This window comes from Pseudomonas sp. MN1F (assembly GCF_009391885.1).
In the GTDB taxonomy this organism is placed as follows: Bacteria; Pseudomonadota; Gammaproteobacteria; order Pseudomonadales; family Pseudomonadaceae; genus Aquipseudomonas.
In genome coordinates this window covers 285212-312113 of the sequence record NZ_VZII01000009.1, presented here as the reverse complement: position 1 = coordinate 312113, position 26902 = coordinate 285212, and the positions used below count along the sequence as shown (strand labels likewise).

Sequence of the window (26902 nt, the reverse complement as noted above, 5' to 3'; positions counted from 1 at the left end):
CCTCGCGATGACGCCAATCGACGCCAAGCGCCCGCTGCAGCTCAATGATCAGGGCCAGCTGCGCCACTTCCTCTCGCTCGACGGTTTGCCCCGCGAACTGCTCACCGAGATCCTCGACACCGCCGACTCGTTCCTCGAAGTCGGCGCCCGGGCCGTGAAGAAAGTCCCGTTGCTGCGCGGCAAGACCGTGTGCAACGTGTTCTTCGAGAACTCGACCCGCACCCGCACCACCTTCGAGCTGGCCGCCCAGCGCCTGTCGGCCGATGTGATCAGCCTGAACGTGTCAACCTCCTCGACCAGCAAGGGCGAGACCCTGTTCGACACCCTGCGCAACCTCGAAGCCATGGCTGCCGACATGTTCGTCGTGCGCCACTCCGACTCGGGCGCTGCGCACTTCATCGCCGAGCACGTGTGCCCGGACGTCGCCGTGATCAACGGCGGTGACGGCCGCCATGCGCACCCGACCCAGGGCATGCTCGACATGCTGACCATCCGCCGCCACAAGGGCAACTTCGAGAACCTCTCGGTGGCGATCGTCGGCGACATCCTGCACTCGCGCGTGGCCCGCTCCGACATGCTCGCGCTGAAAGCGCTGGGCTGCCCGGACATCCGTGTGATCGGCCCGAAAACCCTGATCCCGATCGGTATCGAGCAATACGGCGTGAAGGTCTACACCGACCTCGCCGAAGGCCTCAAGGACGTCGACGTGGTGATCATGCTGCGCTTGCAGCGCGAGCGCATGGCCGGTGGCCTGTTGCCCAGCGAAGGCGAGTTCTACCGCCTGTTCGGCCTGACCACCGCACGCTTGGCCGGCGCCAAGCCCGACGCCATCGTCATGCACCCAGGCCCGATCAACCGCGGTGTGGAGATCGAATCAGCAGTAGCCGACGGCAAACACTCGGTGATTCTCAACCAGGTCACCTACGGCATCGCCGTGCGCATGGCCGTGCTGTCCATGGCCATGAGCGGGCAGAACGCGCAACGTCAATTCGACCAGGAGAACGCCCAGTGACCCTCAGCATTCTTGGCGCCCGGGTCATCGACCCTGTCAGCGGCCTGGACCAGGTCACCGACCTGCACCTGGACGGCGGCCGCATCGCTGCCATCGGCGCCGCCCCGGCCGGCTTCAGCGCCAGCCGCACGATCGCAGCTGACGGCCTGATCGCCGCGCCCGGCCTGGTCGACCTCGGCGTCTCGCTGCGCGAGCCGGGCTATAGCCGCAAGGGCTCCATCGCCAGTGAAACCCGCGCCGCCGTGGCCGGTGGTGTCACCAGCCTGTGCTGCCCACCGCAGACCAAGCCGGTGCTGGACACCTCGGCAGTGGCCGAACTGATCCTCGACCGTGCCCGCGAAGCGGCCAACAGCAAGGTCTACCCGATCGGCGCCCTGACCAAGGGCCTGGAGGGCGAGCAACTGGCCGAACTGGTTGCCCTGCGCGACACCGGTTGCGTGGCCTTCGGCAACGGCCTGAAGGAAATTCCCAACAACCGTACCCTGGCCCGTGCCCTGGAGTATGCCGCCACCTTCGACCTGACCGTGGTGTTCCACTCCCAGGACCGCGACCTGGCCCAGGGTGGCCTGGCCCACGAAGGCGCCATGGCCAGCTTCCTTGGCCTGCCCGGCATCCCCGAGACCGCCGAGACCGTGGCCCTGGCGCGCAACCTGCTGCTGGTGGAACAGACCGGCGTGCGTGCGCACTTCACCCAGATCACCAGCGCCCGTGGCGCACGGCTGATCGAGCAGGCCCAGCAGCTGGGCCTGCCAGTCACGGCCGACGTGGCGCTGTATCAGCTGATCCTCACCGACCAGTCGCTGCGTGAGTTCTCCAGCCTGTACCACGTGCAGCCGCCACTGCGCACCGCCGCCGACCGCGACGGCCTGCGCGCGGCGGTGAAATCGGGAGTGATCCAGGCGATCTCCAGCCACCACCAGCCCCACGAGCGTGATGCCAAGCTGGCCCCGTTCGGCGCCACCGAGCCGGGCATCAGCAGCGTCGAACTGCTGCTGCCGCTGGCCATGACCCTGGTCGAGGACGGCCTGCTCGACCTGCCGACCCTGCTCGCCCGCCTGAGCAGCGGCCCGGCCAAGGCCATGCGCCTGCCGGCCGGTGAGCTGAAGGTCGGCGGCGCCGCCGACCTGGTGCTGTTCGACGCCAAGGCCTCAACCATTGCCGGTGAACAATGGCTGTCGCGTGGCGACAACTGCCCGTTCATCGGCCACTGCCTGCCGGCTGCCGTGCGTTATACCTTGGTCGATGGGCATGTCTGCCACGAGGCCTGACGGCTAGCTGCAAGCTACAAGCTGCAAGCCTCAAGAAGAAGCCGGCCGGTCATCCACCGATCGGCTTTTTCTTGTCGCTTGTGGCTTGAAGCTTGAAACTCTTTCCCCCTCCCCCCATATGAGTCTGCATCAGGCAATTTTGCCCCGCTGCGTGGAGACTCTCCCCTTGACCACCATCGTTTCTGTCCGCCGTAACGGCAAAGTCGTCATGGGCGGCGACGGCCAGGTATCCCTCGGCAACACCGTGATGAAAGGCAACGCCAAGAAAGTCCGTCGCCTGTACAACGGTGAAGTGATCGCCGGTTTCGCCGGTGCCACCGCCGACGCCTTCACCCTGTTCGAACGCTTCGAAGCCCAGCTGCAGAAACACTCTGGCCACCTGGTGCGTGCCGCCGTCGAGTTGGCCAAGGAATGGCGTACCGACCGCTCCCTGAGCCGCCTGGAAGCCATGCTGGCGGTGGCCAACAAGGACGCATCGCTGATCATCACCGGCAACGGTGACGTGGTCGAGCCGGAAGACGGCCTGATCGCCATGGGTTCCGGTGGTGGCTATGCCCAGGCCGCAGCCCGCGCCCTGCTGAACAAGACCGACCTGTCGGCCCGGGAAATCACCGAGGCTGCCCTGAACATCGCCGGTGACATCTGCGTGTTCACCAACCACAACCTGACCATCGAGGAGCAGGACCTGGCCGAGTAATCAGCTGTTCTGGCGTCCCGCTCGTAGCGGGACTTTTCCACGCTGACCTACTCCGCTCGAGGACCATTTTCATCATGTCCATGACCCCCCGCGAGATCGTCCACGAACTCAACCGTCACATCATCGGCCAGGACGACGCCAAGCGCGCCGTCGCCATCGCCCTGCGCAACCGCTGGCGGCGGATGCAGCTCCCTGCCGAGCTGCGTGCCGAGGTGACGCCGAAGAACATCCTGATGATCGGCCCTACCGGCGTCGGCAAGACCGAGATCGCCCGCCGCCTGGCCAAGCTGGCCAACGCACCGTTCCTCAAGGTCGAAGCCACCAAGTTCACCGAAGTGGGCTATGTCGGCCGCGATGTCGAGTCGATCATCCGTGACCTGGCCGATGCCGCGCTGAAAATGCTGCGTGAGCAAGAGATCGTTCGCGTGCGCCACCGCGCCGAAGACGCCGCCGAAGACCGCATCCTCGACGCCCTGCTACCGCAGGCGCGGGTCAGCAGCTTCAGCGAAGAAGCCGCGCAGACCAGCACCGATTCCAACACCCGTCAGCTGTTCCGCAAGCGCCTGCGCGAAGGCCAGCTGGACGACAAGGAAATCGAGATCGAAGTGGCCGAGAACATGGGCGTCGAAATTGCCGCGCCACCCGGCATGGAAGAGATGACCAACCAGCTGCAGAGCCTGTTCGCCAACATGGGCAAGGGCAAGCGCAAGACCCGCAAGCTGAAGGTCAAGGAAGCACTGAAGATGGTGCGCGACGAAGAAGCCAGCCGCCTGGTCAACGAGGAAGAGCTCAAGGGCAAGGCCCTGGAAGCGGTCGAGCAGCACGGCATCGTGTTCATCGACGAGATCGACAAGGTGGCCAAGCGCGGCAACGTCGGCGGCGCCGATGTATCCCGTGAAGGTGTGCAGCGCGACCTGCTGCCGCTGATCGAAGGCTGCACCGTCAACACCAAGCTGGGCATGGTCAAGACCGACCACATCCTGTTCATCGCCTCCGGTGCGTTCCACCTGAGCAAGCCGAGCGACCTGGTGCCAGAGCTGCAAGGTCGCCTGCCGATCCGTGTCGAGCTCAAGGCGCTGACCCCGGAAGATTTCGAGCGCATCCTGAAGGAGCCGCACGCGTCGCTGACCGAGCAATACAGTGCGCTGCTCAAGACCGAAGGCCTGAACATCGAGTTCGCCGCCGACGGTATCAAACGCCTGGCCGAAATTGCCTATCAGGTGAACGAGAAGACCGAGAACATCGGTGCCCGCCGCCTGCACACCCTGCTTGAGCGCCTGCTCGAAGAGGTATCGTTCAGTGCCGGTGACCTGGCCAGCACCCACGACGAAGCACCGATCCTGATCGATGCCGCGTATGTGAACGGCCACCTGGGTGAGCTGGCGCAGAACGAAGACCTGTCGCGCTACATCCTGTAACACCGCACGGGGCCGCTTCGCGGCCCCTTGCACAATGGCCTGAATCACTCGAAGCTTGCACCATCAGCTCCCGAGAGATTCAGACCATGGCCCGCCTGCCCACCGCCATCAACCTGCACAAAGCCTCCAAGACCCTCAGCCTCACCTACGCCCCCGGCGAGGTCTACCAGCTGCCCGCCGAATTCCTGCGGGTGCACTCCCCCTCCGCCGAGGTTCAAGGCCACGGCAACCCCATCCTGCAATTCGGCAAGATCAACGTCGGCCTCATCGGCCTGGAACCTGCCGGCCAATATGCACTGAAACTGACCTTCGACGACGGCCATGACAGCGGCCTGTTCACCTGGGAGTACCTCGAACAACTGTGCCTGCGCCAGGAGCAGCTGTGGGCCGAGTACCTCGATGAACTGCACAAGGCCGGCAAGTCCCGCGACCCGGCCGAATCAGTGGTCAAACTCATGCTCTAGCGCAAGCCTTCCAGGCTTTAGAGCGCATTTTCTAATCTCATCTGTTTGAATGCCTTACAGACAACTCTTAAACGGGCTGTCTTGCGCATTACATGAAAGTCGGGTAACCAATGGAGCTGGCAAGTTCCCTGCATCGCCTTGAAGGCAATCAGGCACTGGTCGGTATGTAGAGGTCGCGAGCGAAAGCAGGCTGTCTTCACACGCAGAATCCCCCGCAGCTCATCGCCGAATGCATCCGGCCCGCAGCACCGCTGTTCCTTATCACTGGTCACCCGAGTAGCAGTACCGGGCTGTCCGCTGTGCATTGCGCCACAGCAATCCGGTACTCGTCTCAGGACAACGGAGCGTCGTAGATGAGTAACAAGAACAACGATGAGTTGCAGCGGCAAGCCTCGGAAAATACCCTGGGGCTGAACCCGGTCATCGGCATCCGCCGCAAGGACCTGCTGAGCTCTGCGCGTACCGTGCTGCGTCAGGCCGTGCGCCAGCCGCTGCACAGTGCCAAGCATGTGGCGCACTTCGGCCTGGAGCTGAAGAACGTGCTGCTGGGCAAGTCCAGCCTCGCCCCGGAAGGTGACGACCGTCGCTTCCAGGACCCGGCCTGGAGCAAGAACCCGCTTTACCGCCGCTACCTGCAAACCTACCTGGCCTGGCGCAAGGAGCTGCAGGAGTGGATCGGCAACAGTGACCTGTCGCCCCAGGACATCGCCCGCGGCCAGTTCGTCATCAACCTGATGACCGAAGCCATGGCACCGACCAACACCCTGTCCAACCCGGCGGCGGTCAAGCGCTTCTTTGAAACCGGCGGCAAGAGCCTGCTGGACGGTCTGTCCAACCTGGCCAAGGATGTGGTCAACAACGGTGGCATGCCCAGCCAGGTGAACATGGACGCGTTCGAGGTCGGCAAGAACCTCGGCACCAGCGAAGGCGCCGTGGTCTACCGCAACGATGTGCTGGAGCTGATCCAGTACAGCCCCATCACCGAGCAGGTGCATGCCCGCCCGCTGCTGGTTGTCCCCCCGCAGATCAACAAGTTCTACGTCTTCGACCTGAGCCCGGAAAAGAGCCTGGCGCGCTTCTGCCTGCGCTCGCAGCAGCAGACCTTCATCATCAGCTGGCGCAACCCGACCAAGGCCCAGCGCGAGTGGGGCCTGTCGACCTACATCGATGCCTTGAAGGAAGCGGTCGACGCGGTGCTGGCAATCACCGGCAGCAAAGACCTGAACATGCTCGGCGCCTGCTCCGGCGGCATCACCTGCACCGCCCTGGTCGGCCACTACGCCGCGCTGGGTGAGCAGAAGGTCAATGCCCTGACCCTGCTGGTCAGTGTGCTGGACACCACCATGGACACCCAGGTCGCGCTGTTCGTCGACGAGCAGACGCTCGAAGCGGCCAAGCGCCACTCCTACCAGTCCGGGGTGCTCGAAGGCAGCGACATGGCCAAGGTGTTCGCCTGGATGCGCCCCAACGACCTGATCTGGAACTACTGGGTCAACAACTACCTGCTCGGTAATGAGCCACCGGTATTCGACATCCTGTTCTGGAACAATGACACCACGCGCCTGCCGGCCGCTTTCCATGGCGACCTGATCGAGATGTTCAAGAACAACCCGCTGACCCGCCCGGACGCCCTGGAAGTGTGCGGCACGCCCATCAACCTGAAGAACGTCCAGTGCGACATCTTCAGCGTCGCTGGTACCTCCGATCACATCACCCCGTGGCAATCGTGCTATCGCTCGGCGCACCTGTTCGGCGGCAAGATCGAGTTCGTGCTGTCCAACAGCGGCCACATCCAGAGCATCCTCAACCCGCCAGGCAACCCCAAGGCCCGCTTCATGACCGGCGCCGACCGCCCGGGCGACCCGGTGGCCTGGCAGGATAACGCCGAAAAGCATGCCGACTCCTGGTGGCTGCACTGGCAGACCTGGCTGGGCGAGCGCGCCGGCGACCTGAAGAAGGCACCGACGCGCCTGGGCAACCGTGCCTATGCCGCCGGCGAGGCTGCACCGGGGACCTACGTCCACGAGCGTTGAGTCGCAATGCCGTGGCCGCTTGGAGCGTGCCACGGTACATTTTCAAGCCACAGAGCCACGCGCATGCCGCTACCCTACATATTCCGCACCGTCGAGCTGGACGACCAATCCATCCGTACCGCGGTGCGCCCGGGCAAGCCGCACCTGACGCCGCTGCTGATCTTCAACGGCATAGGCGCCAACCTGGAACTGGTGTTCCCATTCATCGAGGCACTGGACCCGGACCTGGAAGTCATCGCCTTCGACGTACCCGGCGTGGGCGGCTCGTCCACTCCGCGCCACCCGTACCGCTTCCCTGGCCTGGCCAAGCTGACCGCGCGCATGCTCGACTACCTGGACTACGGCCAGGTCAATGTCATCGGCGTGTCCTGGGGTGGCGCCCTGGCCCAGCAGTTCGCCCACGACTACCCCGAGCGCTGCAAGAAGCTGGTGCTGGCAGCCACCGCTGCGGGCGCGGTGATGGTCCCGGGCAAGCCCAAGGTGCTGTGGATGATGGCAAGCCCCAGGCGCTACGTGCAGCCATCGCACGTCATCCGCATCGCACCGCTGATCTATGGCGGCGGTTTTCGCCGCGACCCGGACCTGGCCATGCACCACGCGGCCAAGGTGCGTTCCGGTGGCAAGCTGGGCTACTACTGGCAACTGTTCGCCGGCCTTGGCTGGACCAGCATTCACTGGCTGCACAAGATCCAGCAGCCGACCCTGGTGCTGGCCGGCGACGACGACCCGCTGATCCCGCTGATCAACATGCGCCTGCTGGCCTGGCGAATTCCCAATGCCCAGCTACACATTATCGACGACGGTCATCTGTTCCTGATCACCCGGGCCGAGGCCGTCGCCCCCATCATCATGAAGTTTCTCCAGCAAGAACGGCAGCGCGCGGTCATGCACCCCAGTCCGGCCTCTGGTGGCTGAATTGTTGCTTGCTGTTGCACGAGCACGACTGATGAGTACGACCGTGGCCTGACAAGGGAGTTGTTGCCATGAAAGAAAAACCGGCCAAAGGAACGTCAACGCTCCCCGCCACCAGCATGAACGTGCAGAACGCCATCCTCGGCGTGCGCGGTCGCGACCTGATTTCCACCTTGCGCAGCGTTGGCCGCCACGGCCTGCGCAACCCGTTGCACACAGCTCGCCACCTGCTGGCCTTGAGCGGCCAGCTGGGCCGGGTGATGCTCGGCGACACGCCTTACCAGCCGAGCGCGCGTGATGCACGTTTCAGCGATCCGACGTGGAGCCAGAACCCGTTCTACCGGCGTGGCCTGCAGGCCTACCTGGCCTGGCAGAAACAGACCCGCCTGTGGATCGAGGAAAGCCATCTGGATGACGATGACCGGGCCCGTGCGCATTTTCTGTTCAACCTGATCAACGATGCCCTGGCACCGAGCAACTCGCTGCTCAACCCATTGGCGGTCAAGGAACTGTTCAACACCGGTGGGCAGAGCCTGGTGCGCGGTGTCGCCCACCTGCTCGATGATTTACGCCACAACGACGGCCTGCCGCGCCAGGTGGATGAGCGCGCCTTCGAAGTCGGCGGCAATCTGGCCGCCACCCCCGGCGCCGTGGTGCTGCGCAACGAGCAGCTGGAGCTCATCCAGTACAAGCCGATGAGTGAAAAACAGCATGCCCGGCCCGTGCTGGTGGTGCCGCCACAGATCAACAAGTTCTACATCTTCGACATGCAACCGACCAACAGCTTCGTCCAGTACATGCTGAAGAACGGCTTGCAGGTGTTCATGGTCAGCTGGCGCAACCCTGACCCACGCCACCGTGAGTGGGGCCTGTCGAGCTATGTACAAGCGCTGGAAGAAGCGCTCAACGCCTGCCGCAGCATCAGCGGCAACCGTGACCCGAACCTGATGGGCGCCTGCGCCGGGGGCCTGACCATGGCCGCGCTGCAGGGCCACCTGCAGGCCAAGCACCAGCTGCGCCGGGTCCGCAGCGCTACCTACCTGGTCAGCCTGCTCGACAGCAAGTTCGACAGCCCCGCCAGCCTGTTCGCCGACGAACAGACCATCGAGGCGGCCAAGCGGCGCTCTTACCAGCGCGGCGTGCTGGACGGTGGCGAGGTGGCGCGGATCTTCGCCTGGATGCGGCCCAACGACCTGATCTGGAACTACTGGGTCAACAACTACCTGCTCGGCAAGACACCGCCGGCCTTCGACATTCTTTACTGGAACGCCGACAGCACACGCCTGCCGGCAGCCCTGCATGGCGACCTGCTGGATTTCTTCAAGGTCAACCCGTTGACCCGCGCCGCAGGCCTGGAAGTGTGCGGCACACCGATCGATCTCAAGCAGGTCGACCTCGACAGCTTCACCGTGGCGGGCAGCAACGACCACATCACCCCGTGGGACGCGGTATACCGCTCGGCCTTGCTGCTCGGTGGCGACCGGCAGTTCGTGCTGGCCAACAGCGGGCACATCCAGAGCATCATCAACCCGCCCGGCAACCCCAAGGCGTACTACCTGGAAAACCCCAAGCTATCGAGCGACCCGCGCGCCTGGTTCCATGACGCGCAGCGCCGCGATGGCAGCTGGTGGCCATTGTGGCTGGAGTGGATCACGCCGCGCTCCGGCCCGCTCAAGGCGCCACGCACGGAGCTGGGTAACGCCACCTATCCACCGCTGGGCCCTGCGCCAGGCACCTATGTCCTGACCCGATGAGCACCACGACTGGATGAAGACCCGCGACCGTATCCTCGAATGCGCCCTGCAGCTGTTCAACTCGCAGGGCGAACCCAATGTCTCGACCCTGGAGATCGCCAACGAACTGGGCATCAGCCCAGGCAACCTGTATTACCACTTCCACGGCAAGGAGCCTCTGATTCACGGGTTGTTCGACCGCTTCGAGGAAGCGCTGATACCGTTACTCGACCCACCGCTGGAGGTGCGCCTGGAGGCCGAGGACTACTGGCTGTTCCTGCACCTGATTGTCGAGCGCATGGCCCAGTACCGGTTTCTGTTCCAGGACCTGTCCAACCTGACCGGGCGCCTGCCAAAGCTGGCGCGGGGCATGCGCAGCCTGATCAATGCGCTCAAGCGTACGCTGGCGGCCTTGCTGGCCAGCCTCAAGAGACAGGGGTTGGTGCTGAGCGAGACCCAGGCGCTGGGGCAACTGGTGGAGCAGATCACCCTGACCCTGATGTTCTCGTTGGATTACCAGCGGGTGCTGGGGCGCGAAGGGGATGTGGGGATTGTGGTGTACCAGGTGATGATGCTGGTGGCGCCACACCTGGAGGTGCAGGCACGGGCTGCTGCAGAGGAATTGGCGGTGAGGTATCTCGAGGGGTAAGCCGGTAGGAGATGCATTGCTGCAGCCGACGCCTTCGCGGGCAAGCCCGCGAAGGCTGCTACACCGCTATCAGAGCAGAGAGCCGGTGCTGGCCGGAGCCGAAGGCGGGTTGCTGGCCGGGGCCGCAGCAGGTGCCGGCGCGGCGGTAGCTGCCGGCGCGGCGCTGGCCGCTGGCGCTGCCGGCTTGGCGGCTGCCGGTTTGGCCGGGGCCTTCTTCACCGCCGGTTTCTTCGCTGCGGCAGGCTTGGCTGCAACAGGCTTGGCAGCCGGCTTTGCCGCGGGCTTGGCCGCTGCCGTCTTGGCAGCGGGTTTAGCCGCTGCAGGTTTGGCTGCTGCGGTTTTTGCCGCCGGCTTGGCCAGTGGTTTGGCCGCTGCCTTGCTCGCTGCCGGCTTGGCAGCTGCAGAGCGCGAGGAGACCGGGGTAACCGAAGCACCGGTCAGTTTCTCGATCTGCTTGGTCAGGCTGTCGACCTGCTGGTGCAGGGCCTTGATCTCGTTGCGGCTCGGCACGCCCAGGCGCGAGATGGCGCTGTTCAGGCGCTTGTCGAAGGCTTCTTCCAGTTCGCTCCACTTGCCCAGTGCGCGGTCCTTCACGCCAGACACACGCGAAGTGGTCGAGGACTTGGCCGTTTCAGCAACGTCTTCAGCGGTCTTCTTCGCTTGCTTCTCGGCCTTCTCGCCATCTTTCACCAGCGAGTCGAACAGCTTCGGGCCGTCCTGGTCGACTTTCGAATAGATACCCAGCCCTGCCAGCCAGATCTTGCGGGAGTATTTCTCGATCCCGCCGATCCAGGAGCTGCCTTCTTTGTCGGAATTCTTCTTGCCAGCCATCCTGCTCTCCTTATGGTTTGTGCGCGACGCGCTCGAGCAGCTCATGCAGCTGTTCAAGCTTGATGGACAACGCCTCAACGTCATGTTTAGACGGAATGCCAAGGCGATTCAAGGCGCGACCTACCCGTGCGTCGAAAGCTTTTTCAATCTTGTCGAGTTGGATTTCGACCTTGCCGCGTACGCGGCTGACTTCTTCACCGGCTTCGTCGAGCTGGTGGTTGGCAGCATCGAGCTCTTTGTCGATGCGCTTCTTGCCACGCTTCTCGAGGCCTTCACCGGCCTTGACCAGCTCCTTGAAGTAGTCGGAGCCTTCCTGGCCGACGCGGGCGTAGGCGCCAATGCCGGCCAGCCAGATCTTGCGTGCGTAACCCCGTACTTCACCCAACGTGCCCAGGGCTTCGTCTTTTTTCTTCACAATCACTTTGGCCATGCTGTGTACCTCATGCTCATGAGTGGAGGAAAAACCGCCCATGGAGGTTGGGCTTGTGCACAAGGTAGGGAAGAAAATTAGAAACATCACCCTAAGGTAGAGGCGCTGCATTCATGTACCCCATCCGGGTGGGGGCAACCCGCTAGGGTCTTGGGCTTCATTCCACCGGAGCCCCGCCCATGCACGCATCCAGCACATCATCGACAACCACCTTCAAGCAGGCGGTTGCGGCCTGCTTCCGCCAGCGCCCGGGCCTGCGCGCAGTCCTGGCAGACGAAGCTTTCAAGGCCTTGATCGACCGTTATCCGATGATCCCGGGCAATTATCCACAGCTGTCTTCGCTCGACGGATTCGCGCTGGTGCGCGCGTCATCCGCAGCCGGCGATGTCCGCCCAGGCGCGCTGCTGGATGAACTGCTGCAGCACTACCTGAACGGCACGCCCCTGCAGCTGACGGCGAGCGATGCGCTGTCACTCGCCCCGCCCGCCATCTTCCATCCACAGCCGCAGGGCAGCGACAGCAGCCGACAACCGCGTATCGACCTGGACATGGCGAAACTGGAGGCGGACCTTGAGCATGTGCTGGTGCAGCTGCCAGAGGCCTTTGCGCAAGCCCAGATCAGCTTCTGGAACGGTGTCGACGAACTTTCCGATACCCCGCGCATGCAGTGGCTGGGCAACCTCATCAAGGCTGCCCAGCTGAACAATATCCCGCGCCAGGGGCTGGATGCCGATGACCAGGCTTTGCTTTACGCCATGCTCGAAGGGCCTGGCCAGAACGTGGCCGTGAACGTCGTCCAGGTTACCTTGAGTGTCGACGGCAAAGGTTGGTCGCGCTTGTTGCCAGATCTGCTGCTGAGCCCGGGCAAGGGCTCGGACCAACGGGTGCTCTGGTGCAAACCCTCCGGGGTGATTCGCCGCTACGTCGATCGGGCAGGCTTCGCAGCCGCCCTGCAGGACGAACTGGCGGATCGCTACCGCTTCGACAGCCTGTCCTGGGCGCAGCGACCGCTAAGCGGGAGCAGCGTGCAGTTTCAGGTCCTGCAACTGCTCAATGGCATGCTGGACGATCTCAGGCGCTTGCGGGTGACCGGCGTGGCCTCCATCGATGCACTGGAAATGGCGTTCGCCGCGGCCTGCGACCCTTCCGCCAATTTTCTCGACCAACCCTTGCAGGTAGCGGGCCTGCCCGCCATCGCGCTGCCAGGCTGGCTGGCGAATGCCGATGCGCAGCAGCGCTTCGCCTACCAGGGCGCCCTGCTCGACCTGGCCGCCAGCCAGGGGCAATCCCGTGGCAGTACTTCGCTCGGTGATATCGACGACATACGGCGCTACGCCCGTCGCCGCTTGCGCGACCAGATGCGGCTTGACCATCCGCGTGAAACACCCTGTGACCCTGACGAGGTCTTCATCAGCATCGACCAGGTGCTTGCCAGCTCCTTGCCCGCGCAGCCGCAAGCCCAATACCTGCGTACCGAAAGCCTCACCACGCTGGCCATTTCCCGCCTCGGGCCCGGCGAGGTGATGACCCGCATCAGCGAACGCCAAGGCCAGACCCACACGGGCTGGTTGACGGTCCGCCATGTCGAGGCCCTGATCCGTGCGATCGACATTGGCGGCAACTATCCCATCTACCTGCGCAGCCTGGTCGCTGCCCAGCCGCGAAAGCACGAGCGTATCGTCCAGTTCGCCAGGGAATGGCGCCAGCGCTTGCGCTTCGACACACTCAAGGCGCGTCTCGACCAACAGTTGAGCGAAGCCCAGAGCACGGCGCTACTGGGCTTTTGCAATGACGCTGGTGATGAACTGCCAGCCATTGCCCCGTTGGCCCTGCGTCGGGAGCCCGGCGCGACAAGCAGCGACCGAGTGCACGGCATGTTCCTGATCCAGTTGCCTGAGAGCTGGGTGCTTTACCGCCCCCTCCACGACGGTGACCCTCTGCTGGCGTTCACCAGCCTTGAGCGAATGCTGGAGCATGTACGCGGCAACGCCGAGGTGCAGAAGAGCGTCCTCGAGGCACTGGACGACAACGCCCGGCCGATCTACGAAAAGGGTGGCTTGCGCATACCCCACTTGCATGTCGGCCTGGATGAACTGGCGGCCACGCTGAATTTCGGCTCGGTGGTGACCGAGTTGGCACTGGAAAAGACCAGGCACCCGGTCGAAGTGGCGTTCGCGCCCTGGTCCAGCGGCCTGGATGGCCACCTGCTGGACGCCAGGGTGGATGCCATGCTGCATTTCGCCGCCCGCAGGAGCGCATCCAATGCCCAGATCAAGGGCGAGCTGGTCAGGCAGGTGGCCTGGGCCATCTTCAATGGCGCCACACTCCTGTGGCGCGGCCCCCTGGCCGGTATCACCTGGCTGATCGTGGCACTCTCGGCCTCTGCGGACGACCTGCACACCCTCGCCGAAGGCAGCGACGATGCGCGGATCATGGCCGCCACCGACCTGCTGACCAACCTCGCGATGCTGGTCGCGCAGCGTAGCGCCGAAACCGTGCCCCAGCCTGAGCGCGCTCCACAACTGCACTTCGCCGAACCGGCCGAACGCGGCGTGAACCTGGTGGAAGTAGCGAACCCCGTGCAAGAACGGAGCTGGCAAGAGGCTATGATTGAACGACAGTCGGTCCTGCTCAGGGGCAGTCGCTATGGCGATGTCCAGCGCCTGGACAAGTTGTCCGCCGAGCAGCGCCAGGCACTGGTCAGGCTCCAGGCCAGGCAGTCGCTGCAGGGGCAGGTGCCGCTGGAAAAAGGACGCCTGCGCGGCCTGTACCGGGTTGACGGGCGGCTCTATGTGAAGCTCGCCGATGCCGCCTTTGAAGTCCAGGAAAGCTGGAACGGCAAGCGCATCATCGGCCCTGACCTGAGCAAAGGCGAGTGGGTCGCCCAAGGCGGTACAGACGACGGTTACAACATTGTCGGTCGCGAGCGTGTCATGAGCCACTGGGTAAGCCGCTGGAACGGTGAATGGTCGATCAGCTTCAACCTGGCCGGAGGCGCGCCGGTAACGACTCCCGACAAGATCGAATACCGCAGGCTGCTCAATGCCCTGCTGGAAAATCAAGCGCCGCTCCAGGAATGCGATGCGATGATCAACAGCAACCTGTCAAGCTTGGCCCCGCTGGACGAGCATGAAAAGGCCTACTCGCAAGTGCTCATGGAACTTGGCAGCCAGCACAGCCGGGAAGCAACCGTCGAAACGCCACGCATGGCTGACATGCGCGCCGAGCGCGTCAGCCTCAGGGCAGCTCATGCCGGTACGGTACGGACCGTCAGCAAACTCTACGAACAACGGGCCGCCCTGCTGCAATCCAACATCGATCTGCTCAACTTCCTGAACACGCCGGCCATGCGGCGTTTTGCCGGTGTCGACTACCAGGCCGAGGTCGGGCTCTGGTACGAAACACTGATTCGGAACGATACCCAGTTGTACACCCGCCTGCTGTCGCAAGTCAGTTACGACGGCATCGACCTGCAGGCCATGGCGATTGCGCGTTTACCGACCACGTCGCCCCAGCGCCAAGCCTATGGCGTTTATCGCCAGACTCGTGAGAATGCCCTGGCCGTTCATAAACGCCTGCTTACCGTCAGCCAACGGCTGGACGAGGTGATCACCGAAGTCCTGGATGACCCGCGGATCGTCTATCCACAAAAACACACTCACCTCAAGGAGGTAATCGATACGCGCCCTTACTCCACGCTGGTCGTGCATGCCCAGATCATCTCCGACCTGCAGGCACTGGCCCTGGATCGCATGCAACTGAATGCCGAGAACGTCGACAGGATGTATCAGGAACAGCTGAACCTGCGGAACAAGGACATGCATCAGGCCATGCTCAGCCATGATGGCCTGTTGCGTGCCGACCCTTCTGTGCAAGACCAGATCGCCATCCTGGAGAGCAGCCTGCAACAGTACGAAACAGGACTGGGCACGGCGAAATACCTGCTGACGCTGGAGGACCCGGCCTGGAACACGCAACACCTGCAGGCCTACATCAGGGAAATGACGACGCTCAGGCACATGGCCGAGCGTGCATTGGACCACGCCAACGCCCGCCTGGATGCCGAGCAACATCCCGACTGGCCTGTGGCCAGGCCAGCGCCCCCGGCCAGGCCACAGAACACGCGCCACGCACGGCTGCGGGTGATCCGCACGGCCCGCCACAAGACCCTGCTGGTGGATGAGACGCTGCGCGACGGCAAAGCCGTACAGTACGACCCCGTCGCCATGCAGCCGGTTGCCGAATATGAAGCACAAGGCAGCACCTGGGTCGAGCTGCAGCCACAGCCACGTGCCAGTCAGAAGGCGTTGCGCAGCCTGGGCACCCGCCTGGTGGCCGAAACGGATGACGAAATTGCCCGAGCCAGGCTGTTCGACGACGAACCGAACAGCCTGACGGATGTGCTCGACCATCACATCGAAAGGCTGACGGCACTGACCAGCCAGCTCGAACGTCAATCCAGCCCGACGTTGCTCGACAACCTGAACGCCGCCATCGAGCGCGTGCAGAAGGAAAAGCACAATCGGCTGAAGGCCATCTACCTGGCCACTCGCCACCCCGACAGCAAGGCGCTGCGCTTTCTGCTGCAGCACAACCTGGTCGAGATCAGGCCTACCGTGACCCGCCGCCCCTTGGGCCAACGAGACTTCCTCGACGTCTATACCCTGTACCGGGCGGAATCGAACAGCAACGCCATCCTCTGGGAGGCTCACTTCCACTACACGCGCCAGGACGCTGCGCCCAGGGACTTCGCCAAGGGGCATCTGAAGTTCGCCACGGCCAAGGTGCGCGACGCCCAGCTGGAGGATGCTCTCAGCCCGCATGAGCGTCTGAAGGTCTACCGCGGCGACCTGACTTACGAGCAGGTCAAGGACCTGATTCCGTTCCCCAGCGCCTGATGCCCGTCAGGCCAGGGCCTTGTCCAGCGCTCGCTCGATCTCGCCCTTGATGGTGCCGCTCATCATCGACAGCATCATGCCGAGCTTGAGCTCTACGCGGATGCTGTCCTCACCGATGTGCACGCTGCCATTGGCGCCGCTGCGCGCCACGTCGACCCGGTCACCGTTCCAGGTGGCCTTGAGGTCGTATTCACGGCTGAGCTTGTCGACCAGCGCTTCGGCCTTGGCGCGGGCGGCATCGCGGCCGAGGGAGTGTTTGCGTTCGACGCTGATCTGGGTCATGCGGGTGTTCCTGGGTTTGTAGACATAATCTGCATTATGCCCGCCCCTGCCACCCGGCACACCCCGCCAAGACAAATCCGCCCGTTCGCCCTAGAATGGGCGGTAATTTTTTTCGGTGAAGCGATATGAACGACCAGCGCAAAGGCGACCACGCCGAACCCACCACCCATTTCGGCTACCAGGACGTCCCTGAAAGCCAGAAGGCGAAGAAAGTCGCCGAAGTGTTCCACTCGGTGGCCGCCAAGTACGACTTGATGAACGACGTGCTCTCCGGCGGCATGCACCGCCTGTGGAAGCGGTTCACCATCGAACTGTCGGGCGTGCGCGCCGGCAGCCGCGTGCTGGACATCGCTGGCGGTACCGGCGACCTGGCCGCCAAGTTCTCGCGTCTTGTAGGGCCGACCGGCCAGGTGGTACTGGCCGACATCAACGATTCGATGCTCAAGGTCGGCCGTGACCGCCTGCTCGACCGTGGCGTGGCCGGCAACATCGAGTTCGTCCAGGCCGACGCCGAAAAGCTGCCGTTCCCGGACAACCACTTCGACTGCGTGACCATCGCCTTCGGCCTGCGCAACGTCACCCACAAGGACCAAGCCATCCGCTCGATGCTGCGTGTGCTCAAGCCAGGCGGGCGCCTGTTGATCCTGGAGTTCTCCAAGCCGACCAACAAACTGATGTCCAAGGCCTACGACGCCTATTCGTTCGCCTTCATGCCGCTGGCCGGCAGGCTGATCACCAATGACTCCGAGAGCTATCGCTACCTCGCCGAGTCGATCCGCATGCACCCCGACCAGGAAACCCTCAAGAGCATGATGGTCGAGGCCGGTTTCGACCGCGTCACCTACCACAACATGACCAGCGGCATCGTTGCCGTGCACCGGGGAATCAAGCCCTGATGCTGCTGGCCGGGCTGCTCGCCAGTGTCGAACATGGCCTGAACCGCGTCCTGCGCATGGACAGCACGGCTTTGCCGCGGCTGGCCGCGCTGGAAGGCAAGGTCATCGAGATCGACTGCCGCCAACCGGCCCTGCAGGTGTTCATCCTGCCCGATGAAGAAGGCCTGATGCTCGCCGCCCACTGGGAAGGCGAGGTCGACTGCAGCCTGCGCGCCCCGGCTGGCAGCCTGGTGCAACTGGCCGTGGCCAGGGACAAGGCTGCCGTGCTGCACAGCCCGCAGGTCGAACTGCATGGCGACAGTGCCGTGCTGCTCGACCTGTTCGGCGTGCTGCAGGACCTGGAACTGGACTGGGAACACGAGCTGCAGCGCTGGCTCGGCCCGGTTGCCACGGCCATGCTGGCCGGGCACATCCGCCTGCGCGCACGCTGGACCCGCCAGGGCCTGGCACGCTTCAGCCAGAACCTTTCCGAGTACCTGGCCGAAGAGTCCCGTACCCTGGTCGGCAAGCGCGAAGCTGAAGCTGCCTTCAGCGAACTCGATACCCTGAAGCTCGACACAGAACGCCTAGAGGCCCGCCTCAAGCGCCTCTCCCGATCCCTTGATACCAGCGATAACGCATGAAGCTGCTCGCCGTCCGCCGTCTTTTTCGCATCCAGCGTGTGGTGATCCGCTACCGTCTCGATGACCTGTTGTTCGAACAACCCCTGCTGCCCTGGTGGCTGGCCAGCCTGCGCCTGCTGATGCCATGGCGCTGGCTGCCGCGCAAGCCCTCCGAGCTCAGCCGCGGTGCGCGCCTGCGCCTGGCGCTGCAGGACCTGGGGCCGATCTTCATCAAGTTCGGCCAGTTGCTGTCCACCCGCCGCGACCTGCTGCCCACCGACATCGCCGACGAGCTGATGCTGCTGCAGGACCGCGTGCCGCCGTTCGACCCGCAAAAAGCCGTGGCGATGATCGAAGATCAGCTCGGCGCCAAGGTCGGCGAAGTGTTCAGCCGCTTCGACGTCGAGCCGCTGGCCTCGGCCTCGGTCGCCCAGGTGCATGCTGCCCGCCTCAAGAGTGGCGAAGAAGTGGTGGTCAAGGTGGTCCGCCCAGGCCTGAAGCCGGTCATCGCCCAGGACCTGGCCTGGCTGTTCCTGATAGCCAAGGCCGCCGAGCGCGCCTCGGCCGACGCCCGCCGTCTGCACCCGGTGGAAATCGTCGGTGACTACGAAAAGACCATCTACGACGAGCTCGACCTGCTGCGCGAGGCGGCCAACGCCAGCCAGCTGCGGCGCAACTTCGAAGGTTCCGAGCTGATGTACGTGCCCCAGGTGTACTGGGACCTGTGCCGCCCCAAGGTGCTGGTGATGGAGCGTATCTACGGCGTGCCGGTCACCGACATGGCCACCCTGGCCGACCAGCGCACCGACATGAAGATGCTGGCCGAACGTGGCGTCGAGGTGTTCTTCACCCAGGTGTTCCGCGACAGCTTCTTCCACGCCGACATGCACCCGGGCAACATCTTCGTCAGCACGGTCAAGCCGTGGAGCCCTCAGTACATCGCCATCGACTGCGGCATCGTCGGCAGCCTCACCGCCGAGGACCAGGATTACCTGGCACGTAACCTGATCGCCTTCTTCAAGCGCGACTACCGCCGCGTTGCCGAACTGCACATCGACTCGGGCTGGGTGCCGGCGCACACCAAGGTCAATGAATTCGAAGCGGCGATCCGCACCGTGTGCGAGCCGATCTTCGAAAAACCGTTAAAGGATATTTCCTTCGGCCAAGTGCTGATGCGCCTGTTCCAGACCGCCCGGCGCTTCAACATGGAAGTCCAGCCGCAACTGGTGCTGCTGCAAAAGACCCTGCTCAACATCGAAGGCCTGGGCCGCCAGCTGTACCCCGACCTGGACTTGTGGAGCACTGCCAAGCCGTTCCTGGAACGCTGGATGCGCGACCGCATGAGCCCCAAGGCGGTGTTCGGCAACATTCATGGCCGGGTCGAGCAGCTACCGCACCTGGCCGGTATGGCCCGCGACCTGCTCGAACGCCTGTCACAGCCGCATCTGGAAGACCCGCAACTGCCGGAGCGCCGCCGCCAGGGCGACCGCTGGGCACTGCGCCTGCTCGGTGCCGGCCTGCTGGGCGGCGGAGCGGTACTGGCCACCGGCGCCGCCGAGGCCGCCAGCCTGGCCGCGCCTGGCGCTTGGCCGGCATGGCTGATGCTGGCTGCCGGGCTTTACCTGATCGTGCGCCAATAGCCAGCCGCGCTGCTGGCTGGCACACTAGCGCAAAGGGCCCGGCACAGGAGCGGGCCCGCTTTGGAGTCGACGATGAAAGACTGGCTGGACGAGATCAAGTGGAACAGCGATGGCCTGGTACCGGCGATCGCCCAGGACCACAAGACCGGACGCGTGCTGATGATGGCCTGGATGAACCGCGAATCGCTGGCGCTGACTGCCGCCGAGCAACGCGCCATCTACTGGTCGCGTTCCCGTGGCAAGCTGTGGCGCAAGGGCGAAGAGTCCGGCCATGTACAGAAGCTGCATGAAATGCGCCTGGACTGCGATGCCGACGTGATCATCCTGATGGTCGAGCAACTGGGCCATATCGCCTGCCATACCGGCCGCGAAAGCTGCTTCTACCGCGTCTTCGAAGACGGCCAGTGGAAAACCGTCGACCCGGTTCTGAAAGACCCGGATGCCATCTACAGCGCAGGACACTGACATGAGCGACACCCTCAACCGCCTGGCCGAAGTGCTCGAAGAGCGCAAACAAGCGGCTCCCGACAGTTCCTATGTGGCCAGCCTGTACCACAAGGGCCTGAACAAGATCCTCGAAAAACTCGGCGAAGAGTCCGTCGAGACCATCATCGCGGCCAAAGACGCCGCCGTGAGCAAGGATTACAGTGATGTCATCTATGAAACCGCAGATTTGTGGTTCCATAGCCTGGTGATGCTCAGCGCGCTGGGCCAGCATCCGCAAGCCGTGCTTGATGAACTGGAGCGCCGCTTCGGGCTTTCCGGGCATGATGAAAAAGCCTCGCGTCAGCCTTCGGCCTGAGCAAACCGTATTCTAGGAGAGCACCATGGGTATTTTTGACTGGAAACACTGGATCGTCCTGCTGGTCGTCGTGGTCCTGGTCTTCGGCACCAAGAAGCTGAAGAACTTCGGCAGCGACCTGGGCGAGTCGATCAAGGGCTTCCGCAAGGCCATGAGCGAAGAAGAGAACAAGCCGGCCGAGCAGACCCCGCCGCCCGCCCAGCCTGTGCCGCCTGTGCAGAACACTGCCCAGCCGCAGCAAGGCCACACCATCGAGGGCCAGGCCCAGCCGGTCCAAGAGCCGCAGCGGAAAGACTGACCCATGTTCGGCATCAGCTTCAGCGAGCTGCTGCTCGTCGGCCTGGTCGCCCTGCTGGTGCTCGGCCCCGAGCGCCTGCCTGGCGCCGCGCGTACCGCGGGGCTGTGGATCGGGCGGCTGAAACGCAGCTTCAATGCGATCAAGATGGAGGTCGAGCGCGAAATCGGCGCCGACGACATCCGCCGCCAACTGCATAACGAGCACATCCTGCAGATGGAAGAGCAAGCCAAGCGCATCCTCAACCCGCTGACGCCACCCGCGCAGCCGCCGGTCACCACGGCCAGCGTGCAGCCACCTGCCGGGCTCGAAGCCAGGCCGGTCGAGCCACCTGCCGCCCCGGTCACACCTCCTGAACCGCCTCAACCGCCGCGAGCCCCATGAGCGAGAACCCGGAACATGACCAGCCAATGCCGCTGGTTTCGCACCTGACCGAACTACGCACCCGCCTGCTGCGCTGCGTGGCGGTCATTTTCCTGATCTTTGCCGGGCTGTTCTCCTTCGCCCAGCAGATCTACACCCTGGTCTCGGCGCCGCTGCGCGAACACTTGCCGGCCAATGCGACGATGATCGCCACCGACGTTGCCTCGCCGTTCCTGACGCCGTTCAAGCTGACCATGATCGTCTCGCTGTTCCTGGCGATCCCGTTCATCCTCCAGCAGATCTGGGGCTTCATCGCGCCAGGCCTGTACCGCCATGAAAAGCGCATCGCCATTCCGCTGCTGGTGTCGAGCATCCTGCTGTTCTACGCCGGCATGGCTTTCGCCTATTTCCTGGTGTTCCCGCTGATGTTCAGCTTCTTTGCCAAAGCCACTCCGGAAGGCGTGGCGATGATGACCGACATCGCCGCCTATCTCGACTTCGTCATGACGTTGTTCTTCGCCTTCGGTGTTGCCTTCGAGATCCCGGTGGCCGTGGTGCTGCTGGTATGGATCGGCGTAGTCGACGTGAAGTACCTGAAGAAGGTCCGCCCGTACGTGATCATCGGCTGCTTCGTGGTCGGCATGATCCTCACCCCGCCGGACATTTTCTCGCAAACACTGCTCGCGGTGCCGATGTGGCTGCTGTTCGAGATCGGCGTGCTGTGTGGCAGCCTGATCCGTAAGCGCAGCCATGCCGACGACGAAGCCACCAACGACCATAACGACCAGCCGCCAGCGACCCAGCCGTGAACCTGTTACTCCTTGAAGAGGCCGACTTCGTCTCGGCCGACCGTGTCGTTCTCGCTGATCGGCGCTTCACCCACATGCAGGAAATTCACCGTGTCGCGGTGGGCGACACGCTGCGCGTGGGCCGTATCAACGGCCTGATGGGCAAGGCCACGGTACTGCGCCTGGACACGCATGAAGCCGAGCTGCAGGTCGCCTTCGACCAGCAGCCACCGGCCAAGCTGCCGCTGACCCTGGTGCTGGCCGTGCCACGCCCGAAGATGCTGCGCCGGCTGTTCCAGACCGTGGCCACGCTGGGTGTACCGCGGCTGATCCTGGTCAACAGCTACAAGGTTGAGAAAAGCTTCTGGCAAACGCCCTTCCTCAACCCTGAAACCATCCGCGAGAACCTGATTCTCGGCCTGGAGCAGGCCCGTGACACGGTGCTGCCCGAGGTCATCATCGAGAAGCGCTTCAAACCGTTCGTCGAAGACCGCCTGCCTGCCATCGCCGACGGCACCCTCGGCCTGGTCGGCCACCCCGGCCCCTACCCGGCCTGCCCACGTGCGGTTGAAGGCCCCGTAACCCTGGCCATCGGCCCCGAAGGCGGCTGGATCCCTTACGAAGTCGACCTGTTGGGCAAGGCTGGCCTGGCCCCCGTGCAGCTGGGTGATCGCATTCTGCGTGTGGAAACCGCCGTCACTGCCCTGCTCTCAAGGATTTTCTGACGAACGGGTCAGCTTTCTCCTATCAAGTTTCCCCGGCGCAAGCCGATGGTGTTGGCAACACTACAATAATCAGTGCTGCCACGTTGCCGGGGAGTCGAACATGTACCAATGGTTTTCCCAATCGCTGGGGAATGTAAGCGTCAATCGCAAGTTGGGGCTGGGCTTCGGCCTGGTGCTGTTGCTGACTCTGGCCATCACTTTTACCGGATGGCAGGGCTTGAACAGCGTGACCGAGCGCGGTGACAAGCTGGGCAACATTTCGGTGATCCACCAGTACACCCAGGAGCTGCGCATCGCCCGCCAGCACTACCAGCGCGACCGCAACGATGCGGCCATCGGCGAGCTGGAAAAGGCCCTGGGCAATCTCGAACGCCAGATCAGCTTCATGCTCGGGCAGATCGAGCAGCCCACTGACCGCCAGCGCCTGCAACAGCAACAGGCCGCCGTCAGCCAGTACCAGCAGGCCTTCAATGACCTCAAGCAGGCCGGCCAGCGCCGCGAGGCTGCTCGCGGTGTGCTGGGTGACAGCGCCGACAAGGCCGTCGAGCTGATCAAGCGGGTGCAGCAGCGCCTGCTGCAGAGCGGTGACATCAGCCAATACCAACCTGCCGTGGAAGTCAGCGCGCTGGTGCAGCAGGCGCGCTTCCAGGTGCGTGGCTACACCTACAGCGGTAACGCTGACTACCAGCAGACGGCGCTGAAGGCCATCGACGAGGCGCTGGCCGAGCTCAAGGCACTGCCAGCCAAGCTGCCAGCGGAATATGCTGCCAGCCTCGACGACTCAGCCACCGCGCTGGCCGCTTACCGCGATGCGGTAACCCAGTTCGGCAATGCCCAAAACGCCAGCGAGCAGGCGCTACAGCGCATGGCAGACCAAGGCACGCTGCTGTTGCAGACCAGTGAGGCGATGACCGTTTCGCAGACCGCAGTGCGCGACGCGGGCACTGCTCAGGCCAAAGTCATGCTCGGCGGCGCCACGGCCTTGGCCCTGGTACTGGGCCTGCTCGCGGCCTGGGCCATTACCCGGCAGATCATCATCCCCCTGCGCCAGACCCTGGCTGCCGCCGAGCGCGTGGCCAACGGCGACCTGCGCCAGGACCTGCTTTCGACCCGCCGCGACGAACTCGGCCAGCTGCAAGCCAGCATGCAACGCATGACCCAGGGCCTGCGCGAGCTGATCGGCGGCATCGGCGATGGCGTCACGCAGATTGCCAGCGCCGCCGAGGAGCTGTCGGCGGTCACCGAGCAGACCAGCAGCGGGGTCAACAATCAGAAAGTCGAGACCGATCAGGTAGCGACCGCCATGAATGAAATGGCTGCCACCGTGCATGAGGTTGCCCGCAATGCCGAGCAGGCTTCTGAAGCCGCAGCAATGGCCGACCAGCAGGCGCGCGAGGGCGATCGCGTGGTCGGCGAGGCCGTCGCGCAGATCGAGCGCCTGGCCAGCGAAGTGGTCAACTCCAGCGAAGCGATGAACCAGCTCAAGGCCGAAAGCGACAAGATCGGCAGCGTACTCGACGTGATCAAGTCGGTGGCCCAACAGACCAACCTGCTGGCGCTCAACGCCGCCATCGAAGCAGCACGTGCGGGTGAGGCCGGGCGTGGCTTTGCGGTGGTCGCTGACGAGGTGCGCAGCCTGGCCCAGCGCACCCAGCAATCCACCGAGGAAATCGAAGAGCTGATCGCCGGCCTGCAAAGCGGTACTCAGCGCGTGGCCAGCGTGATGGATGCCAGTCGCCAACTGACCGACAGCAGCGTCGAACTGACCCGCCGCGCCGGCAGCTCGCTGGAAACCATCACCCACACGGTGTCGTCGATCCAGGCCATGAACCAGCAGATCGCCACCGCCGCCGAACAGCAGAGTGCCACTGCCGAAGAGATCAATCGTAGCGTGATGAATGTGCGCGACATCTCCGACCAGACCTCGGCGGCGAGCGAGGAAACGGCCAGTTCCAGCGTCGAACTGGCGCGCCTGGGCACCCACCTGCAAGGGTTGGTCGGGCGATTCAGGCTCTGATGCCCCATTACTCGTGCTGAATTTTCCTACATAACTTTCAGGTCAAGTCCTACAAGCTCTCTGCCGATTGGCAGGGATGGGATGCCGGCACTACGCCAGTACCCCATCCCCACCAACTGGACGGAGACTTGCCATGTTCGGCTACCTCAATCACAGGCTCGGCAATATCAGTGTCGGCGCCAAGCTCGCCCTGGGCTTCGCCGTGGTCCTCGCGCTTACCCTGGCCACCACGGTCAGCGGCTGGCGCGCCCTGGACGGCGCCATTACCCGCTCGGAACAACTCAGTGAGATCGGCCGGATCAATGATCTGGTCAAGGACCTGCGCGCCGAGCGCATCACCTACCGAGTGCTGGCGGACGACGCCAGCAAGGCGCAGATCGCCGGCATCCTGCAGCAGCTCGATGCCATGCTGACCACGCTTCAGCAGCGCAGCAACGTCGATGAGTCACGCCAGATGCTGACCCAGAAACTGCAAATGCTGCAGCGCCTGCGCGATACCTTCACCACGCTGCAACGCAGCGTCGACGAGCGCCGCGCAGTACGCGCGGCGATGCAGGCCCAAGAACAGAAGCTCAACGACGTCATCGACGACCTGCAGACCCAGGCCCTGCTGAAGATGCCCGCCGACAGCCAGGGCGGCGTGCTTGGCCTGATGGATAACCTTAGCCGCCAGGTCGACACCGCCAATCAGCAAAGCCTGGTGCCGGCATACACCTTCTCGCCCCTTGAGGACTTCGCCAAGGTTGGCGATGTCGCACTAAATGCCGCCGATACCAGCCTCGGCCAGCTGCTCAAGGGCCTTGCGCCACTGGGCCTGCCACGTACGCTGACGGAACAGCCTGGCATCGAACTGGGCAAGTACCGCAGCAGCCTGGAGCAGTACCGCCAAACGGCGCTGCGGGTCGAGCAGTTGCAGAACGAAATGGAACAGATGGGCACCGAGCTCAGGGCCGTCAGCCTGGAACTGAGCCAACGGAAGGTGGAGCAACGCGACAGCGAAGCCGTGGCGGCCCGCTCCTTGCTCACCAGCGTGGCGCTGCTGGCCCTGATTGTGGGCATCCTTGCCGGCTGGTTGATTACCCTGCAGATCACCCAACCGCTGCGCCAGACGCTGGCCTTGGCCGCGAGTATTGCCAAAGGCGACCTTAGCCAGCTCGAGCCGGTGCAACGCCGCGACGAAATGGGGCAGCTGCAGACCCGCATGAGTGAAATGACCGCCAGCCTGCGCGAGCTGATCGGCGGTATCGATCAGGGCGTCGGCCAGCTGTCCCACGCTGCGTCGCAGCTGGCAGCCAGCAGTGAGGACACCAAGCTGCGCATCAACCAGCAGCGCGAGGAAACCGACCAGGTCGCCACTGCCATGAACCAGATGAGCGCCACGGTGCAGGAGGTGGCGCAAAACGCCGAGCAAGCGTCACTGGCGGCCACCAATGCCGACCAGCAGGCGCAACTGGGTGACCAGGTGGTAGGCGAAGCCATTGGCCGTATCGAACAGCTGGCGGGGCAGATGGACCATTGCCTGGCCGCCATGCAGCACCTGGCCGGCGAGAGCCAGCGTATCGGCAGCATTCTCGATGTGATCAAGTCGGTGTCGGAGCAGACCAACCTGCTGGCGCTGAACGCGGCGATCGAAGCCGCCCGGGCGGGTGAAGCGGGCCGTGGTTTTGCCGTGGTTGCCGATGAGGTACGCGGGCTGGCGCAGCGCACCCAGCAATCCACCGAGGAAATCGAGCAGCTGATCGCCAGCCTGCACAGCGGTACCGACGAGGTCACCAGCCTGCTCGACGACAGCAAGCGCCTGACCGAGCAAAGCGTTGAGCTGAGCCGCAGGGCCGGGCAGGCCTTGGGGCAGATCACCGACACGGTGTCGAGCATCCAGGGGATGAATCAGCAGATCGCCACGGCCAGCGAGGAACAGAGCGTGGTGGCCGAGCAGATCAACCGCAGCGTGATCAGTGTGAGGGATGTGTCGGACCAGACCAGCACGGCCAGTGAACAGACGGCGGCTTCGAGTGGGGAGCTGGAGCAATTAGGACGGAAATTGCGCGGGATGGTGGGGCGGTTCAACCTTTGATACCGGGTCGCTTGCTTCGCAGGTGAACCCGCTCCCACAGGTACTGTGCTGCCCTTGCGGCAGTGCAGATCCC

At 64.0% G+C, this 26902-nt stretch carries 24 protein-coding genes and 1 pseudogene; 22 read left to right on the top strand and 3 right to left on the bottom strand.

The features are described 5' to 3' along the window. Positions 1-7 precede the first annotated feature (7 nt). The 9 genes from F6X59_RS07250 to F6X59_RS07210 all read left to right on the top strand — a co-directional run bounded on the left by F6X59_RS07250 (position 8) and on the right by F6X59_RS07210 (position 10186). On the top strand, positions 8-1012 hold the full coding sequence (locus F6X59_RS07250; protein ID WP_152955624.1) for an aspartate carbamoyltransferase catalytic subunit: 1005 nt from the start codon (positions 8-10) through the stop codon (positions 1010-1012). Beyond that, a complete protein-coding gene (locus tag F6X59_RS07245; protein ID WP_372240321.1) occupies positions 1009-2280 on the top strand; it encodes a dihydroorotase in 1272 nt (423 codons plus the stop codon). The genes F6X59_RS07250 and F6X59_RS07245 overlap by 4 nt, the downstream gene beginning before the upstream one ends. A 166-nt stretch (positions 2281-2446) precedes the next feature. Then, positions 2447-2977, top strand: coding sequence for an ATP-dependent protease subunit HslV (hslV, locus tag F6X59_RS07240; protein ID WP_027920652.1), 531 nt, complete (start codon positions 2447-2449; stop codon positions 2975-2977). A 74-nt stretch (positions 2978-3051) separates the two neighbouring features. Then, positions 3052-4395, top strand: coding sequence for an ATP-dependent protease ATPase subunit HslU (gene hslU, locus F6X59_RS07235; protein ID WP_085676678.1), 1344 nt, complete (start codon positions 3052-3054; stop codon positions 4393-4395). An 86-nt stretch (positions 4396-4481) separates the two neighbouring features. Beyond that, positions 4482-4859, top strand: coding sequence for a gamma-butyrobetaine hydroxylase-like domain-containing protein (locus F6X59_RS07230; RefSeq protein WP_103445993.1), 378 nt, complete (start codon positions 4482-4484; stop codon positions 4857-4859). A gap of 353 nt (positions 4860-5212) precedes the next feature. Beyond that, positions 5213-6892: a class II poly(R)-hydroxyalkanoic acid synthase gene (gene phaC, locus F6X59_RS07225; RefSeq protein ID WP_152955623.1), complete on the top strand. Its 1680-nt coding sequence runs from the start codon at positions 5213-5215 to the stop codon at positions 6890-6892. Positions 6893-6955: 63 nt separating this feature from the next. Beyond that, positions 6956-7807, top strand: a complete 852-nt coding sequence (gene phaZ / locus F6X59_RS07220; protein ID WP_060509739.1) for a poly(3-hydroxyalkanoate) depolymerase — start codon at positions 6956-6958, stop codon at positions 7805-7807. A 68-nt stretch (positions 7808-7875) separates the two neighbouring features. Continuing rightward, positions 7876-9558 carry a class II poly(R)-hydroxyalkanoic acid synthase gene (gene phaC, locus F6X59_RS07215; RefSeq protein WP_152955622.1) on the top strand — a complete coding sequence of 561 codons (1683 nt, stop codon included), beginning with the start codon at positions 7876-7878 and terminating at the stop codon, positions 9556-9558. Positions 9559-9571: 13 nt separating this feature from the next. Continuing rightward, positions 9572-10186, top strand: a complete 615-nt coding sequence (locus F6X59_RS07210; protein WP_152955621.1) for a TetR/AcrR family transcriptional regulator — start codon at positions 9572-9574, stop codon at positions 10184-10186. A 69-nt stretch (positions 10187-10255) separates the two neighbouring features. On the opposite strand, the gene F6X59_RS07205 is transcribed toward F6X59_RS07210, so the two are convergent. Together F6X59_RS07205 and F6X59_RS07200 are read right to left on the bottom strand one after the other, a co-directional pair. Next, on the bottom strand, positions 10256-11017 hold the full coding sequence (locus F6X59_RS07205; RefSeq protein ID WP_152955620.1) for a phasin family protein: 762 nt from the start codon (positions 11015-11017) through the stop codon (positions 10256-10258). Positions 11018-11027: 10 nt separating this feature from the next. After that, positions 11028-11447, bottom strand: coding sequence for a phasin family protein (locus F6X59_RS07200; RefSeq protein ID WP_152955619.1), 420 nt, complete (start codon positions 11445-11447; stop codon positions 11028-11030). 179 nt (positions 11448-11626) lie between these two features. On the opposite strand from F6X59_RS07200, the gene F6X59_RS07195 reads away from it, so the two are divergent. Further along, entirely contained in the window at positions 11627-16345 is a 4719-nt protein-coding gene (locus F6X59_RS07195) for a DUF6543 domain-containing protein (protein ID WP_152955618.1), read from the top strand. A 6-nt stretch (positions 16346-16351) separates the two neighbouring features. On the opposite strand, the gene F6X59_RS07190 is transcribed toward F6X59_RS07195, so the two are convergent. Beyond that, a complete protein-coding gene (locus tag F6X59_RS07190; RefSeq protein ID WP_016712430.1) occupies positions 16352-16627 on the bottom strand; it encodes a polyhydroxyalkanoic acid system family protein in 276 nt (91 codons plus the stop codon). Positions 16628-16752: 125 nt separating this feature from the next. Between F6X59_RS07190 and ubiE the strand changes: the two genes are divergently transcribed. From ubiE to F6X59_RS28925, 12 genes and pseudogenes are all read left to right on the top strand, one after another. Further along, complete coding sequence (gene ubiE, locus F6X59_RS07185) at positions 16753-17523, top strand: bifunctional demethylmenaquinone methyltransferase/2-methoxy-6-polyprenyl-1,4-benzoquinol methylase UbiE (RefSeq protein ID WP_152955617.1); 771 nt, start codon at positions 16753-16755, stop codon at positions 17521-17523. Beyond that, entirely contained in the window at positions 17523-18146 is a 624-nt protein-coding gene (locus tag F6X59_RS07180) for an SCP2 domain-containing protein (protein ID WP_152955616.1), read from the top strand. Before ubiE ends, F6X59_RS07180 begins: the two co-directional genes overlap by 1 nt. Then, on the top strand, positions 18143-19765 hold the full coding sequence (gene ubiB / locus F6X59_RS07175; RefSeq protein ID WP_152955615.1) for a ubiquinone biosynthesis regulatory protein kinase UbiB: 1623 nt from the start codon (positions 18143-18145) through the stop codon (positions 19763-19765). The genes F6X59_RS07180 and ubiB overlap by 4 nt, the downstream gene beginning before the upstream one ends. A gap of 72 nt (positions 19766-19837) precedes the next feature. Continuing rightward, complete coding sequence (gene hisI / locus F6X59_RS07170) at positions 19838-20230, top strand: phosphoribosyl-AMP cyclohydrolase (RefSeq protein WP_027592414.1); 393 nt, start codon at positions 19838-19840, stop codon at positions 20228-20230. Position 20231: 1 nt separating this feature from the next. Beyond that, positions 20232-20567: a phosphoribosyl-ATP diphosphatase gene (locus tag F6X59_RS07165; RefSeq protein ID WP_152955614.1), complete on the top strand. Its 336-nt coding sequence runs from the start codon at positions 20232-20234 to the stop codon at positions 20565-20567. Positions 20568-20592: 25 nt separating this feature from the next. Then, positions 20593-20865 (top strand): twin-arginine translocase TatA/TatE family subunit, encoded by a 273-nt coding sequence (locus F6X59_RS07160; protein ID WP_103446005.1) that lies wholly within the window; start codon positions 20593-20595, stop codon positions 20863-20865. A gap of 3 nt (positions 20866-20868) precedes the next feature. Further along, entirely contained in the window at positions 20869-21246 is a 378-nt protein-coding gene (tatB, locus tag F6X59_RS07155; protein WP_152955613.1) for a Sec-independent protein translocase protein TatB, read from the top strand. Then, positions 21243-22034, top strand: coding sequence for a twin-arginine translocase subunit TatC (tatC, locus tag F6X59_RS07150; protein ID WP_152955612.1), 792 nt, complete (start codon positions 21243-21245; stop codon positions 22032-22034). The genes tatB and tatC overlap by 4 nt, the downstream gene beginning before the upstream one ends. Then, positions 22031-22738, top strand: a complete 708-nt coding sequence (locus F6X59_RS07145) for a 16S rRNA (uracil(1498)-N(3))-methyltransferase (RefSeq protein WP_346653760.1) — start codon at positions 22031-22033, stop codon at positions 22736-22738. The genes tatC and F6X59_RS07145 overlap by 4 nt, the downstream gene beginning before the upstream one ends. Positions 22739-22838: 100 nt before the next feature. Beyond that, entirely contained in the window at positions 22839-24755 is a 1917-nt protein-coding gene (locus F6X59_RS07140) for a methyl-accepting chemotaxis protein (protein WP_152955611.1), read from the top strand. A 76-nt stretch (positions 24756-24831) separates the two neighbouring features. After that, positions 24832-25926: pseudogene (locus F6X59_RS28930) on the top strand (methyl-accepting chemotaxis protein); the annotation flags it as partial. Positions 25927-25935: 9 nt separating this feature from the next. Beyond that, on the top strand, positions 25936-26829 hold the full coding sequence (locus F6X59_RS28925; RefSeq protein ID WP_372240325.1) for a methyl-accepting chemotaxis protein: 894 nt from the start codon (positions 25936-25938) through the stop codon (positions 26827-26829). Positions 26830-26902: the final 73 nt, after the last annotated feature.